The sequence below is a fragment of the Micromonospora sp. NPDC049047 genome (assembly GCF_040649135.1).
GTDB lineage: Bacteria > Actinomycetota > Actinomycetes > Mycobacteriales > Micromonosporaceae > Micromonospora.
The window spans coordinates 168,037-182,862 of the sequence record NZ_JBEZEY010000010.1 but is presented as its reverse complement, the minus strand read 5'-3'; the positions used below and the strand labels follow the sequence as shown (position 1 = coordinate 182,862).

The window sequence follows — 14,826 nt, the reverse complement described above, 5'->3', positions numbered from 1 at the left end:
TCACTCGGCGGATCCGTCGCGCAGTCGGCGCAGCACCTCGGACAGCTCCGGGCCGGACCGATCGACGAGGAAGAGCTTGTCCCGACTGGCCGCGCCGGCGCGCAGCGCGACCTCGGCCCGCCGGACACCCAGGGCAGCGGCCAGCGCCCGGCGAGCCGCCTCGGTCGCCCGACCGTCGACGGCCGGCTCGTGCACGGCGATCACGAGGGCGGGCCCGTGCGGGCCGTCGAAGCGGCCGCCCACCCGCGCGGACGAGGCTCCTGGCTTCACGCGTACCGCCACGGTGAGCGTGTCCTGCGCGGGCACCGTGGCCGCTTCAGATCGGCCGGGCGTCGGCGAGCAGGGCGGTAGCTGGCGCGCAGTGCGCGCACGGGGTGAACCCGAGTTCGGCGGCCTCGGCGACCGGCAGCGGCTCGGGCACCCGGCCAACCAGATAGGAGCAACTGGCGAGGTGGTAGCGGGGGTGGCCGTCCACCACCTCGACGGCGGCGGTGAGTCGGGCCACCCGGGCGGCCTCGGCGGGAGTGACAGGTTGCTCGGCGGGCTCGTCGGCGGCCGGGGCATCGTTGCGCGGATCGCCGTCGCTCGCCGTCGCCGGGCTGACCGGGCTGGCCGCCGGGGACGTGTCGACCGACGACCCGAACGGCGCCCCCTCGTCGAACGGGGGCGCGTCATGCGGGGGCGCGTCATACGCGGGCGCGTCATCGACCCGCGGGTCGAACGGGGGCGCGTCATCGACCCGCGCGGCAGCGGGTGCCGGTTGGTCGACCGGCGGCGCGGGTGGTTGCCGCCACCCGGTGCCGCCGGTGCCGACCGTCGTGGGCACGTGCTGGACCGGCACCTCCGGCTCGACAAGCGGAGGTCCGTACGCGACACCCGGTGTGGCCTGGCTGGCCGTGCGGGGCGCTTCCGGTTGCCGCCGGCCGGCCCGGCCGGGATCCGCCGTCGCACGGTTGGCGGCTGCCTGGCGGGCACCCGCCACCAACGCCACGGCGGCCAGCAGACTGGCCGCGATGGAGATGATCAACATGAAGCTGGAGCCACTGGCCAGGCCGAGCACCAGGAGCACCACCGCGACGAGGATGAGCAGGAGACTTGCGACTATCACGGCTCACCCCCGCCGCGTCGTACCGTCCAGACAAGGCCGGCGACCGTCACCATTTGTGGAAAGCGACCGCCGGCCGGGCGCTCAGCGTCCGGCTTCGAGGGCGCCGGAACGCCCGCTGCCGTACGAACCGGCGAGACCCGCAGCGGCCAGCCCGTTGCCGCCGGCGACCCGGCCTGCCTCGGACCGGGTCATCTCGGCCTCCAGACCCTGGCCACGACCGTCGAGGTCACGCAGCTGGCTCTCCAGGTACGCCTTGAGCCGGGTGCGGTACTCGCGCTCGAACTGCTTGAGCTCCTCGATGTGCTTCTGCAGGGCCGTGCGCTTGGCGTCCAGGCCGCCCATGGCCTCCTGGTGCCGCTGGCGGGCGTCCCGCTCCAGGGCGTCGGCCTTCGCGCGAGCCTCGCGGGTCACCTCCTCAGCCTTACCGCGGGCCTCGGACAGCAACTGGTCGGCCTCGCGGCGTGCGTCGGACACGTGGTCGTCGGCGGTGCGCTGGGCCATCATCAGCACGCGCAGGGCCTGCTGCTCGCCGTCACCGGTGACGCCGCCGGCCGGACCGCCGGTCGCGCGGACCTGCTCCAGCTCGGCCTGCATCGCGCGGGCGGCCTGCTCGGCCGCCGACTTGTCGCGCTGCACCCGGTCCAGTTGGGCCTTGACGTCGTTGAGCTCCGCCGCCAGTCGGGCGTCGCCGCCGGGGCCGGCGGGGGCACCGCCACGGCCGCCGCGCTCCACCTGGGCGCGCAGCTCGTTGTTTTCCTCGATGAGACGGGCGAGCTCGCGCTCGACCTCGTCCAGGAAGGCGTCGACCTCCTCCTCGTCATACCCCCGCTTGCCGATCGGCGGCTTTTTGAAGGCGACGTTGTGGACGTCGGCCGGGGTCAGCGGCATCGAAACTCCTCGGGTCAGTTGCGGCCGCGAAAGCGCGTCGGTCATCAGGCAGATGCCCTGATCGACGGCCCTAACACGAACTCCATCAGCACGAACAGGATAACCAGGAGCACAAGGGAGGCCAGGTCGATGCTCACGGTACCAATTCGCAGCGGAGGGATCACACGCCTCAACGCGTTGAGAGGGGGATCAGTGACGCTCCACACGGATTCCAATCCTGCCGATGCACCACGGCTCGGTTGCCAGCGCCGGCCGTACTGCAGGACGGCGCTCAACACGAACCGGGACAGAAGAAGAAGCAGGAAGACATAAAGGATCAGGTACAGCACTTGCAGTAAGATCGACAACACGGTCAGCGACGTCCCTCGGGTCGGGCGGGGTCAACTCAAACTGAAAAAGCCGCCCTCAGCGATCTTGGCCTTGTCCTCAGCGGTGACCTGGACGTTTGCCGGTGAGAGCAGGAACACCCGGTTGGTCACGCGCTCGATCGTACCGCGCAGGCCGAACGCCAGCCCGGCCGCGAAGTCAACCAGACGGCGGGCATCGGCCTCATCCATTTCGGTGAGATTGATGATCACCGGGACGCCGTCGCGGAAGTGCTCACCGATGGTGCGCGCCTCCCGGTAGGTGGTCGGGTGCAGCGTGGTGATCTGGTAGCGCTGCTCCTCCTCGGGCAGCGCCCGCTCCCGCGACGTGACCTGCGGCGCGAGGGCCAGGTTGTCCCGGGTGTGGTACGTCAGCGCACCGGAGGTCTCGCCCGCCGACGACCTGGTGATCGACCGGACGCTTGACCGCTCGACCCGTTCCGCGCGCTCGCCGTCACCACGCTCGGACTCGCTCAACCGCCCGCTCGTCCGCTCGGAGAGTCGACCCCGCTCGCTTGCCCGCGGCCGGGGAGCCGGCGGCTCCTCGGTGTCGTCCTCATCCTCGTCGGCGAACTCCTCGGCGTACCTGCTCTGCCGGTACCGCGAGTCGCGGTAGCCACCCTTGTCGTAGCCACCGTCGTCGTAGGCCCGCTCGTCGTCTTCCTCGACCAGACCGAGCCAGACCCCCGCCTTGCGCAGTGCACCCATCCCGCGCCCTTCCGTCCGCCGTGCGGCACGCGCCCCCGTGCCATGTCGCCCGTCGCGAGTGGACAACCATGCCCACCGGACCGGAACCGCAATCCCCCCGGCGCGCGATTCGCGTCGCGCGCACGACCCCGACCAGGAGACGCCGCCCCTGAAACAACACTGATGTAATTTGCATGTCTCGCGGTCAGGCTACCGCAGCGTGGGACGCATTCCGAGCAACGCGCTACCGACGCGGACATGTGTCGCGCCGTATCGGATGGCGATTTCGAAATCCCCGCTCATCCCGGCGGACAGTCCGGTGGCTCCCGGATGGACGGTCCGAAACATGCCGGCAACCTCCGCGAGTCGGGCAAAGGCCCGGTCCGGCTCCCAACCCAGCGGAGCCACCGCCATCAGACCGGCCAGACGCAACCCCGGCGCGTCGGCGATCGCCTCGGCCACCGGCTCCAACCCGGCGCCCGGATCGGCCGAACCGGGCAGCGCCCCGCCCCGGGCCGCGTCGCCGTCGATGCTCACCTGGACCATGGCGTCCAGCGGCACCTCCCGGTCGGCGGTCGCGGCCGCCAACGCCCGGGCCAGCCGGACACTGTCCACGGAGTGCACCGCGTCGGCGTAGCGGACCACCGAGCGGGCCTTGTTGCGTTGCAGTTGACCGATGAAGTGCCACCGTGGACGTACCCCGGCCGCGGCCACCTCGGCGGCCTTGCCGGACGCCTCCTGGTCGCGGTTCTCCCCCACGTCGGTCACCCCGAGCCCGGCCAGCGCCAGCACGTCGCTGGCCGGGTAGGTCTTCGTCACGGCGATCATCGTGACCTCGGCACGGTCCCGACCGACCTGCGCGCAGGCGTCGGCGATGCGGGACCGGATCTGGGCCAGGCCGGCCGCCAGTTCGGCGTGCCGGTCCGGTCGTACAGTGGCTGAGCTGTCGGTCATCGGCGGGGCTCAGGACCCGTTCTTGAGGAAGTCGGGAACGTCGACGTCGTCGAAGAGCACCCGACGCGGCGACTGGGCCGGTGCCGGGTTGCTTACCGGTGCCGGCACCGGTGTGTTCTGCGGCGCGGGCTGGTTGGTGTTGGTCTTGCGGGTCGGCTCGGCCGCCTTGTACGCCGGCGTGCCGCCGTCGAAGCCCGCCGCGATGACAGTCACCCGCACCTCGTCGCCGAGCGCGTCGTCGATGACCGCGCCGAAGATGATGTTGGCGTCCGGGTGGGCCGCGTCGGTGACCAGTTGGGCCGCGTCGTTGATCTCGAAAAGGCCCAGGTCGGAACCGCCGGCGATGGAGAGCAGCACGCCCCGTGCGCCGTCCATGCTCTGCTCGAGCAGCGGGCTGGAGATGGCCGCCTCGGCCGCCTCGACCGCGCGGTTCTCCCCGCGGGCGCTGCCGATGCCCATCAACGCGCTGCCGGCGCCGCTCATCACGCTCTTGACGTCGGCGAAGTCCAGGTTGATCAGACCCGGGGTGGTGATCAGGTCGGTGATGCCCTGCACACCGGAGAGCAGCACCTGGTCCGCCGTGCGGAACGCGTCCATCATGCTGATGTTGCGGTCACCCAGGGCCAGCAGCCGGTCGTTCGGGATCACGATCAGGGTGTCGCACTGGTTGCGCAGCTCGTCTATCCCCGTCTCGGCCTGCACCTGGCGGCGCTTGCCCTCGAAGGAGAACGGCCGGGTCACCACGCCGATGGTGAGCGCGCCGAGCTTGCGGGCGATGTTGGCGACCACCGGCGCGCCACCGGTGCCGGTGCCGCCGCCCTCACCGCAGGTCACGAAGACCATGTCGGCGCCCTTGAGCACCTCCTCGATCTCGTCGCGGTGGTCCTCGGCGGCGTTCTTGCCGACGTCGGGGTTGGCGCCGGCGCCCAGGCCGCGGGTCAGTTCCCGGCCCACGTCGAGCTTGACGTCGGCGTCGCTCATCAGCAGCGCCTGGGCATCGGTGTTGATCGCGATGAACTCGACGCCCTTGAGCCCAACCTCGATCATCCGGTTGACGGCGTTGACCCCGCCGCCCCCGATGCCGACGACCTTGATGACCGCCAGATAGTTGTGCGGAGGTGTCATCTCCGGTCCTTTCCTTCGAGATTGGCTTCGGCCGACCGGGTACGGCGTGGCCAGACCAGCGGCCGACGACAGCTGTCACCAGCGAGGCTCAGAGGTGAACCCTCACCCTCTACTAGAGGCTTACAGTTATGTCAACCACTGTTCCTCTTCGGGGCAACGTAAGCGCCACCGCGCGATGAGCCAAGGACCCCACCGGCGTGTCGCCGAGCCGAGCGCGACGGGTCACCGCCGTGGGCGCTGTCCGGTCAGCGAAACGTCACCACATCGGGCGCGCTCACGTCGATCCGGTCAGCGTCCTCATCCAACAGGGCGGTGGCCACCCGGGCCTTGTCCGTACCCCTTGTCGCGTCGCCCCAGACCACCGTCCGGTCCCCGCGCAACCGCAGGCTGATCCGGGCCAACCCCTCCACCTGCAGGTCCACCAACTCCGCGCGCAGCTGCGGGGTCAGCGCGGCGAGGACCTCCAGCGCGGCCCGGGTGCCCGGGTCGTCGGCCGCCGGACGGCCCACCGTCACCTGCGGCAGATCAGCGGGACGCCGGTCCACCGTCCGGAACGCCACCCCGCTGCGGTCGATCACGGCGAACGCCGCCCCCTGCGGCACCACCGCCACCGCGGTGCGCTCGGTCACCCGCACCACGAGCGTCCCGGGCCAGTCCCGGGAGACCGTGGCCCGCTCCACCGCCGGCAGCGCACCGACCCGGCGGGCGGCGGCGGCCAGGTCCACCCGGGCCAGCGGCACCCCCTCCGGCACGCCGACCGCGTCGTGCACCTGCACCGGGGTGACCAGACCGACACCCTCCACCCGCACCTCCCGAACCCCGAACAGGCCGGTGCCGAGCACCGTCCAGGCGACCAGCCCGGCCAGGGCGAGGACCCCGGCCGCCACCGCCCACGGCAGCGCCGCGCGCATCCGACGCTGCCGGGCCCGAGCCATGAACCGACGGGTCGAGGGCGGCACCGCGTCGCGCCCGGCCCGGACCAGCTGCCACCGCCGCGCCGGCCCACGCCGCGGGACACCACCGTCGGCGCCGCTGGTCCGTCCCCGGGACGGGCCGGGACTCATCCGGCCAGGGGCGCCGCGCCGCCGGGCGCGGCGGTGCCACCGAGAGCCGCTCCGTCGCCGCCGGCCGTGGTCCCACCCGGCACCGCATCAGTGATCGCCGGGGACGTGGCCGCCGGGTCGACGGTCGTGGTCGGCGCCGGGCCGGCCGTGCGCGCACCGAGCGCCGCCAGCAACTCGTCGCCCATCAGCGAGATCGGCGGGGCGCCCATGGTGACCACCACGTCCCCCGAGCGGGCGCGACGGGCCACCTCGACCGGCGCCTGCTCCCACGACTCCACGAAGACCTTACGGTCGGCGGGCAGCTGCACCGCAGCGATCAGCGCCGCCGAACCCTCGCCGGGCTGCCGCAACTCACCCGGCCCGAAGACCTCAAGCAGCACCACCTCGTCGGCGAGGGCCAGCGCGGCGGCGATCTCCGCCTGGTTGTCGCGGGTGCGATACAGCCGGTACGGCTGGAAGACGACGATCAACCGCCCGTCCCCGGCCACCTCGCGCAGCGTCTGCATGGCGAGCGTCATCGAGGTCGGGTGGTAGGCGTACTCGTCGTAGACGAGCACGCCGTCCGCGACACCCTTGCGCTCGAAGCGCCGGCGCACCCCGGGAAAGACCGCGAGCGCGGCCTCCGCCGCTTCCAGTGGCAGTTCCAGCAGGTACGCGGTGAGCACCGCGGCGGCGCTGTTCAGCCCCATGTGCCGCCCCGGCACCGGCAGCCGGAACTCGCCGAGCGACCGGCCGTCGACAGCGGCCAGGTAGCGCACCCCACGCGAGGAGGAGACGATCTCGGTGAGTCGCAGGTCGGCGTCGGCGGCCTCGCCGTAGGTGAACACCCGCCGCCCCTCGGCGCGCAGGCTCTCGGCCAGCCGCCGACCGCCCGGGTCGTCGGCGCAGGTGATGATGAACCCGTCCGGGTCGGTGAGGCGGGCGAACTCCACGAACGCCGCCTCCAGCGTCGCGTAGTCGCCGTAGGTGTTCAGGTGGTCGGCCTCGACGTTGGTGATGATCGAGACGTACGGGCGGTAGATGAGGAACGAGCGGTCACTCTCGTCCGCCTCGACCACGAAGTGCTCGCCGGTGCCGTGGTGGGCGCCCGAGCCGACCTCGGAGATCTCCCCACCGATCACGAAGGACGGATCCACGCCGGCATGCTGGAGCACCATCGTCACCATCGAGGTGGTGGTGGTCTTGCCGTGCGTGCCGGCCACCGCCACCGCCCGACGGCCGGTCATCGCCGCGGCCAGGGCCTCCGAGCGGTGCAGCACCCGCAGGCCCCGCCGACGCGCCTCGACCAGCTCCAGGTGGTCCTGTGGGATGGCCGACGAGTAGACGACGGTGTCCACCCCGTCGAGGTTGCTGGCCTGGTGGCTGAGGTGGATGGTGCCGCCGAGCGCCCGCAGCCCCTCCAGCGAGGGCCACTCCCGCAGGTCGCTGCCGGAGACCCGGATGCCCCGGGTGAGCAGCAGCCGGGCCACACCGAGCATGCCCACCCCGCCCACGCCGATCAGGTGGACCGCGCCCAGGTCCTCCGCCGTGAGCGTGCCGGCCGGGGTGAACTGCGCGGTCATCGGGCCACCGCCGCGATGACGAAGGAACGCAGCGCCTCGTCACCGTCGCGCCGCCCGTACGCCGACGCGGCGGCACCCATCGCTGCCGTCCGCTGCGGGTCGCGGATGAGCGGAATGACGGTGCGCTCCAACCAGTCCGGGGTGAGTTCCGCGTCGTCGACAATCAGCCCACCGCCGGCCTCCACCACGGGCAGCGCGTTGCGCCGCTGCTCCTGGTTGCTGTGCGGGTACGGCACGTAGATCGTGGGCAGCCCGATCGCGGCCACCTCGGCCACTGTCATCGCCCCGCCCCGGGCCAGCATCAGGTCGGCGGCGGCGTAACCCAGCTCCATCTCGGACAGGTAGGGCAGCGTCACGTACGGCACCGGCAGGTCGGTGGGGATCGGCACCGGCTCGTTACGGGCGCCCATCACGTGCAGCACCTGCACACCGTTGCGGGCCAACTCCTTGGCCGCCCCGGAGACCGCCAGGTTGATCGAGCGGGCGCCCGACGAGCCACCGGAGACGAAGAGCACCGGCAGGTCCGGGCGGAGCCCGAAGTGGGCGCGGGCGGCGTTGCGCAGCGCGTACCGGTCAAGGCCCGCGATGGTGCGCCGCAGCGGCACCCCGACGATTGTGGCGTCGCGCAGCGACTCGGCCTGGCTCGGCTGGTGCGGGAAGCCGACGGCGATGTTCTTTGTGAACTTCATGCCCAGCCGGTTGGCCACGCCCGGCGGCACGTTCACCTCGTGGATCACCATGGGCAACTCCCGGCGCCAGGCGGCGAGGTAGGCCGGCACCGAGACGTACCCGCCGAAGCCGACGACCACGTCGGCCTGCACCTCGTCGATCACCTTGCCCGCGGCGCGGGCCGCGGTCCACATCCGGCCCGGGGTGCGGACCAGGTTCATGTTCACCGACCGGGGCAGTTGGTACGCCGGGATCTGCCGCAGCTCGTAGCCGTGCGGCGGAATCAGGTCGTTCTCCATGCCCCGCGGTGTGCCGAGGCAGGTGATCCGGACGCCCGGGTCGTGTCGGCGCAGGCAGTCGGCGAAGGCGAGCAGCGGGTAGACGTGCCCCCCGGTGCCACCTCCCGCGAGCACCACCGAACGCAGCGGACCCATCAGCGTCTCCTCTCGCTCGCCGCACCACCGCGGCTGCGGTCCTGGCGGACCCCGCGCGGCGCGGCCTGGTCGTCATGGCGCCGCTCGCGGGACCGGGGCACGGGCCCTCGGGCCGCCGGCGGCGTCGCCGGTCGGCGACGCCGGCCGGGAAGCGGCGGCAACGGGGCCCAGAGTAGTCGGACCCACCGGGCCGGCGGACGGGCATGCAGTGCTCTGGCCGCATCGGGTTCGGCGCGGGCGAAGGAGGCCAGCATGCCGATGCCGGCCAACGTCACGACCAGGGCACTTCCGCCGTCGGAGATGAACGGCAGCGGCAGGCCGGTGATCGGCAGCAGCCCGACCACCCCACCGATGTTGATCACAGCCTGGCTGACCAGCCAGGTGGTCACGGCGGCGGCGGCGAGCCGGCGGAACGGATCGTCGACCCGCCGGGCGATCCGCAACCCGGTGTACGCGAGGACGGCGAACAGGCTGAGGATGACCACACACCCGATCACGCCCAACTCCTCCGCGATGATCGCGAAGATGAAGTCGTTGTGCGCCTCGGGCAGCCAGTCCCACTTCAGGCTGCCCTTGCCCAGCCCGACACCGAACCAGCCGCCGTGCTCGATGGCCAGCCGGCCCTGATAGAACTGGTAACACGGGTCGCCGCACTCGTCCGGCGGCGGTGGGTTGAGAAAGAGCGTCAGTCGCGCCAGCCGGTAGTTGTCCGCGCCCTTCTCGCCGGAACCGGCGCCGAGCGAGGCCACCGCGATGAGCAGGCCGACGCCGAGCAGACCGACCACGGTCAGGGCGCCGAAGACCCGCATCCGCACCCCGGCGGCCCAGAGCAGGCCCACCACCAGGGCCAGCAGGCAGAGCATGGTGCCCGTGTCGTTGTAGCCGACCAGGACGAAGAGCAGGCCCATCACCGGGAAGAGCGGGGTGGCCAACTCCCGCCACCAGCCCAGCGCGGCGCCCTTGCGGGCCACCACGTGCGCGCCCCACAGCACCAGCGCGATCTTGGCCAGCTCGGACGGTTGCACCTGGATGCCGCCGATGAACAGCCAGAGCAGCCGCGCCTCGATCGGGCCGATCCGGGCGGAGTCCTGGTGGGTCAGGCGCGCGTACGCGAGCAGCAGGTTGAGCACCAGCAGCAGCGCGATAGCGGTGAACAGCAGCGGCCGGCCCAGCGACCGGTAGGTGCTGGCGGGCAGCCGCTGGCAGGCCCAGAACACCCCGATGCCGATCACCGCGAAGATCGCCTGTTTGGTCACCGACGCCGAGGCGTTGCCGTCCTCGGCGTAGTCCTTCACGCTTGTCGCCGAGAAGACCATGGTCAGCCCGATCAACAGCAGCAGGCCGGCGCTCGACAACAGCAGATAGTAGGAGGCCAGCGGCCGGTCCAGCAGGCCGCGCAGCGCGGCGAGCCCGCCGGCCGCGTCCAGCCCGAGTAGCGGCACTGACGGTGCTGGTTGCGCCGCGCGTGGCGCCGCACCCGGTTCCGGAACGTGGGCGTCGTCCGGCGTCACGCCGGACGCCTTACCGCGCGCTGTCGCGCCCGGCTGCTTGGCGCCCGGCGTCGGCTCCCGCGCCGTCGCGTCGGGTTTCGGGCCGCGCCGGTCGTCCGCGCGGCGCGACGGCACGGTGCCCGCCGAGCCCGCTGACCGCCGAGGCCGGCCGGTCGGTCGGTCGTCCCTGTCGTCGGTGCCTGGTTCCTCCCCCACCCCGACATCATCACCGCTAGCCCCGCCCGGCGAGCCCACAACGAATCTCCCGGCGTGTCGAACCGCAGGATCCGCGCAAGGTCGAGGAGGTGGCCGCCTCGGAAACTCGTCGAGGCGGCGACGTCGCCGACGTTGCGCGGATCCTGGGTCAGCCGCCAACGGGAGTCGGGGCTGGTCAGGTCATGTTGGCGAGGAACTCGCTGTAGAACAGGCCCAGGGCGATGGCCACGCCGATGCCGGCGATGATCCAGAAGCGCACCACGATGTTGACCTCACTCCAGCCGGCCAGCTCGAAGTGGTGCTGCAGCGGCGACATCCGGAACACCCGTTTACCCGTGGTCTTGAAGGAGATGATCTGGATCACCACGGACATCGTGATGATCACGAAGAGCCCGCCGATGATCGGCAGCAGCAGGATGGTGCGGGTGGACATCGCCATGCCGGCGATCAGGCCGCCCAGCCCCAACGCCCCGGTGTCGCCCATGAAGATCCGCGCCGGGGACGTGTTCCACCAGAGGAAGCCCACACAGGCCCCGGCCGCCGCCCCGGCTATCAGCGCGATCTCCAACGGGTCGCGCACCTCGTAGCAGTACGGCTGCTTGTAGCTCGGGTCGGCGCACCAGTGCCGGTACTGCCAGAACGCGATAAGCGCGTACGCGGCGAGCACCATCACCGACGCGCCGGTGGCCAGACCGTCCAGGCCGTCGGTGAGGTTGACGCCATTCGTCGCGGCCATCACCACGAAGATGAAGATGATCACCGCGCCGACCTTGCTGACCTCCAGGAAGTCGATGTCCCGGATGAAGCTCAGCGTGGTGCTGCCCACCGTCTCGGTGTTCGTCGCCCTACCCGTCGCGTCGGTCATCGTGCTCGGGAACCACAGCGCGATCACCCCGAAGACCGCACCGACCAGGATCTGCCCGAGCAGCTTGCCGCGCTTGTTCAGACCGGCACTGTTGCGCTTGCGCACCTTGAGGAAGTCGTCGAGGAAACCCACAGCGCCGGAGAAGACCATCAGCCCCAGCAGCACCAGCGCGGTGATGGTCGGCTCCACCTGCGCGATCTGCTGGTCCGGCAGGGTGGTCAGGGCCAGGTGCCCGGCCACGTACGCGATCACCGTGGCCAGGATGAAGACCACGCCACCCATTGTGGGCGTGCCCTTCTTGCCCTGGTGCATGGCCGGGCCGTCGGTGCGGATCGGCTGACCGGCCTTGAGCCGGGTGAACACCTTGATCGCGAGGGGGGTGCAGAACAGCGACACGATGAAGGCCACCCCGATGGCGACGATGACCGCCCTCATCGGGTGGACTCCCCGCCGGCGTCGGCGCGCAGCGCGTCGGCCACCTCCCAGGTCCGGTACCGGGAGCCCTTGACCAGGACGACGTCGCCCGGCCGTAACTCGCCCCGCAGCACCTCGACGGCCGCCGCCTGATCGGTGAGCAGCACCGACTCTCCTCCCCAGTTCACTACCGCTGTTGCGCCTTCGTGGATCGGCGCGGCCGGCTCGCCCACCACGAGCAGCCGGTCGACACCCAGCTCGGCCGCGAGTCGGCCGACCTCGGCGTGGCCGTCGTACTCGAACGGACCCAGCTCGGCCATGTAACCAAGCACCGCGACGGTACGCCGCCCCTGGCCGATGCTGGCCAGCGCCCGCACCGCCACCGCCATCGAGGCCGGGTTGGCGTTGTACGAGTCGTCGATCACCGTCACCCCGTCGGGGCGGTCGAACACGTCCATCCGGCGGGTCGAGACCAGCCGCAACTCGCCGAGCGCCGTTGCCAGCTCCGTCAGCGGCATGCCCAGTTCCCGGGCCACCGCCGCCGCGGCGAGGGTGTTGCCGACCTGATGCCGGCCGGCCAGCCCGAGCCGCACCGGCGCACGTCCCTCCGGCGTGACCAGGGTGTACGACGGGTGCCCGCGCTCGTCGAGCGCGACGTCCTCGGCGCGTACGTCCGCCTCCGGCGCCTCGCCGTAGCGGACCACCCGGGCCCGGGTCCGACCCGCCATCGCGGCCACCCGCGGGTCGTCGGCGTTCAGCACGGCCAGCCCGTCCGGCGGCAGCGCCTCGACCAGCTCGCCCTTTGCCACTGCGATGTTGTCCTGGGAGCCGAACTCGCCGATGTGCGACGTGCCGACGTTGAGCACCACGGAGATCCGCGGCGGCACCAGCTCGCACAGGTAACGGACGTGCCCGATGCCGCGCGCGCCCTTCTCCATCACCAGGTAACGGGTGTCCGGCCCGGCCCGCAGCGCGGTGTACGGGTGCCCCAGCTCGTTGTTGAACGATCCGGGCGGCGCCACAGTGGCCCCGAGCCGGGTGGTGAGCTGACCGATCAGGTCCTTCGTGGTGGTCTTGCCGGACGAACCGGTCACGCCGATCACTGTCAACCCGGGCAGCCGGTCCACCGCGGCGCGGGCCAGCCGGCCCATCGCGGTCAGCGCGTCGTCGACAAGCACCATCGGCACCCCGGGCACCTCGCGGCTGCCGAGCACCGCCACCGCCCCGGCCTGGATCGCCGTCGCCGCGTAGTCGTGCCCGTCGACCTTCTCACCCGGGAAGGCCACGAAGAGCGAACCGGGCCCCACCTTGCGCGAGTCGAACTCCACCGAACCGGTGACGGTGGCGGCCGGGTCGGCACCCACCAGCCGCCCGTCGACGGCCGCGGCCACCTCGGCCAGGCTCAGCGCGATCATCGCCGACCCGCCAGGTCCCCGAAGCGGGCCCGCAACGCGTCGGCCAGCTCGACGCTGTCGTCGAACGGAAACATCTGCCCCGCCACCTCCTGGCCCCGCTCGTGCCCCTTGCCGAGCAGCGCGATCACGTCGCCCGGCTCGGCCAGCCGAACCGCCTCGTCGATCGCGGCACGCCTTCCGGACACCTCGATGATCCGGGCGGCAGTGCCGGCCCGGTACGCCCCGGCGAGCACCTCGGCACGGATCTCCGCCGGGTCCTCGGTACGCGGGTTGTCGTCGGTCACCAGCACCACGTCGGCTCCCTCGGCGGCGGCCGCGCCCATCACCGGCCGCTTGCCGCGGTCCCGGTCCCCACCGGCGCCGATCACACAGATCAACCGGCCGGCACTCAGCTCACGCAGCGCGGCCAGCGCGGCCACTATCGCGTCCGACTTGTGCGCGTAGTCGACCACCCCGCGCACCGGCGCGGCGACGTCGACCAGCTCCAGCCGGCCCGGCACGCCACCGCAGGCGGCCACCCCGGTCGCCGCGGTCGCCGGGTCCACCCCGGCGCCCACCAGCGCGGCGATGGCCAGCAGCGCGTTCGCCACGTTGTGCCGGCCGGGCAGCGCCACCCCGGCGGGCAGGACCACCCCGTCCGGGCCGTGCGCGGTGAAGCGCTGGGCGTACCCCTCGCCGTCCACGCCGTCGGCCCACCAGGTCGCGCCCCGGTCCCCGGCCGCCGAGTAGGTGACGGTTGTCGGCTTGTACAGCGGCTGCAACGCCGGGTCGTCGTGGTTGAGCACCTCGACAGCGCAGCGCCCGTCGAAGAGCTGCGCCTTCGCGGCGAAGTAGTCGTCGGTGTCGGCGTGGAAGTCGAGGTGGTCGGAGCCGAAGTTGGTGTATCCCCCGACGGCGAACCGGACACCGCCCACCCGGCCCATGGCCAGCGCGTGGCTGGAGACCTCCATGACCACTGCGGTGACCCCACGCTCGCGGGCGGTGGCCAGCATGGCGTGCAGGTCGGTCGCCTCGGGGGTGGTGCGCACGCTGTCGATCACCAGGTCACCGAGCCGGGTCTCCACGGTGCCGATCAACCCGGTGGTGTGGCCGGCGGCCCGCAGCCCCGACTCGACCAGGTACGCGGTGGAGGTCTTGCCTGCGGTGCCGGTCACGCCGATCACGGTGAGCGCGGCGGTCGGATCGCCGTAGATCGCCGAGGCCAGCTCGCCGACGACCGCGCGGGGATCGGGCACCACGAGAGCGGGCAGGCCGCTCGCCGCCGCCAGCTCGGCACCGGCCGGGTCGGTCAACAGGGCCACCGCGCCGGCCTCGGCAGCGGCGGCGGCGAACTCCGCGCCGTGCCGACGGGCACCGGGCAGCGCCGCGTACAGGTCGCCGGGGCGAACCTCCTGGCTGGCGTGGGTGGCCCCGGTGACGGTCACCGTGGCGGCCTCCGCCGGGAGGTCGACGGCGAGCCGGACGGCGAGATCACCGAGCCGGACTCCGGTCACGGTACGTGGACGTGGATTGCCGGGCACGGCGTCAGACCCTACCCGGTCGTCCGGTTCCGGCCGTACAGCCGCCCCGG

Annotated in this window: 13 protein-coding genes and 1 pseudogene; all 14 read right to left on the bottom strand. The window is 72.2% G+C overall.

Annotated elements, in window-relative coordinates:
• Positions 1–306: a DUF167 domain-containing protein gene (locus AB0B86_RS18475; RefSeq protein ID WP_357418718.1), complete on the bottom strand. Its 306-nt coding sequence runs from the start codon at positions 304–306 to the stop codon at positions 1–3.
• Between the two features lie 10 nt (positions 307–316).
• Positions 317–1,108 carry a hypothetical protein gene (locus AB0B86_RS18470; RefSeq protein ID WP_357418715.1) on the bottom strand — a complete coding sequence of 264 codons (792 nt, stop codon included), beginning with the start codon at positions 1,106–1,108 and terminating at the stop codon, positions 317–319.
• An 81-nt stretch (positions 1,109–1,189) separates the two neighbouring features.
• On the bottom strand, positions 1,190–1,996 hold the full coding sequence (locus AB0B86_RS18465; protein ID WP_357251070.1) for a DivIVA domain-containing protein: 807 nt from the start codon (positions 1,994–1,996) through the stop codon (positions 1,190–1,192).
• A gap of 44 nt (positions 1,997–2,040) precedes the next feature.
• Positions 2,041–2,346: a YggT family protein gene (locus AB0B86_RS18460; RefSeq protein WP_357408473.1), complete on the bottom strand. Its 306-nt coding sequence runs from the start codon at positions 2,344–2,346 to the stop codon at positions 2,041–2,043.
• Positions 2,347–2,376: 30 nt separating this feature from the next.
• Positions 2,377–3,069 carry a cell division protein SepF gene (gene sepF / locus AB0B86_RS18455; RefSeq protein WP_357408470.1) on the bottom strand — a complete coding sequence of 231 codons (693 nt, stop codon included), beginning with the start codon at positions 3,067–3,069 and terminating at the stop codon, positions 2,377–2,379.
• A gap of 189 nt (positions 3,070–3,258) precedes the next feature.
• Positions 3,259–4,002: a YggS family pyridoxal phosphate-dependent enzyme gene (locus AB0B86_RS18450; RefSeq protein WP_357418713.1), complete on the bottom strand. Its 744-nt coding sequence runs from the start codon at positions 4,000–4,002 to the stop codon at positions 3,259–3,261.
• A 9-nt stretch (positions 4,003–4,011) separates the two neighbouring features.
• Positions 4,012–5,127, bottom strand: a complete 1,116-nt coding sequence (ftsZ, locus tag AB0B86_RS18445) for a cell division protein FtsZ (RefSeq protein ID WP_357408467.1) — start codon at positions 5,125–5,127, stop codon at positions 4,012–4,014.
• A 245-nt stretch (positions 5,128–5,372) separates the two neighbouring features.
• On the bottom strand, positions 5,373–6,191 hold the full coding sequence (locus AB0B86_RS18440) for an FtsQ-type POTRA domain-containing protein (protein WP_357408465.1): 819 nt from the start codon (positions 6,189–6,191) through the stop codon (positions 5,373–5,375).
• 158 nt (positions 6,192–6,349) lie between these two features.
• Positions 6,350–7,753, bottom strand: a pseudogene (gene murC, locus AB0B86_RS18435) (UDP-N-acetylmuramate--L-alanine ligase); the annotation flags it as partial.
• Positions 7,750–8,856 carry an undecaprenyldiphospho-muramoylpentapeptide beta-N-acetylglucosaminyltransferase gene (murG, locus tag AB0B86_RS18430; protein WP_357408463.1) on the bottom strand — a complete coding sequence of 369 codons (1,107 nt, stop codon included), beginning with the start codon at positions 8,854–8,856 and terminating at the stop codon, positions 7,750–7,752. The gene murG and the pseudogene murC, both read right to left, overlap by 4 nt.
• Positions 8,856–10,298 carry a putative peptidoglycan glycosyltransferase FtsW gene (locus AB0B86_RS18425; RefSeq protein ID WP_357408579.1) on the bottom strand — a complete coding sequence of 481 codons (1,443 nt, stop codon included), beginning with the start codon at positions 10,296–10,298 and terminating at the stop codon, positions 8,856–8,858. Before AB0B86_RS18425 ends, murG begins: the two co-directional genes overlap by 1 nt.
• 439 nt (positions 10,299–10,737) lie before the next feature.
• Positions 10,738–11,862 (bottom strand): phospho-N-acetylmuramoyl-pentapeptide-transferase, encoded by a 1,125-nt coding sequence (gene mraY / locus AB0B86_RS18420; RefSeq protein ID WP_357408461.1) that lies wholly within the window; start codon positions 11,860–11,862, stop codon positions 10,738–10,740.
• Entirely contained in the window at positions 11,859–13,256 is a 1,398-nt protein-coding gene (gene murF / locus AB0B86_RS18415; protein ID WP_357408459.1) for a UDP-N-acetylmuramoyl-tripeptide--D-alanyl-D-alanine ligase, read from the bottom strand. Before murF ends, mraY begins: the two co-directional genes overlap by 4 nt.
• Entirely contained in the window at positions 13,253–14,776 is a 1,524-nt protein-coding gene (locus tag AB0B86_RS18410) for a UDP-N-acetylmuramoyl-L-alanyl-D-glutamate--2,6-diaminopimelate ligase (RefSeq protein WP_357408457.1), read from the bottom strand. The genes murF and AB0B86_RS18410 overlap by 4 nt, the downstream gene beginning before the upstream one ends.
• Positions 14,777–14,826: the final 50 nt, after the last annotated feature.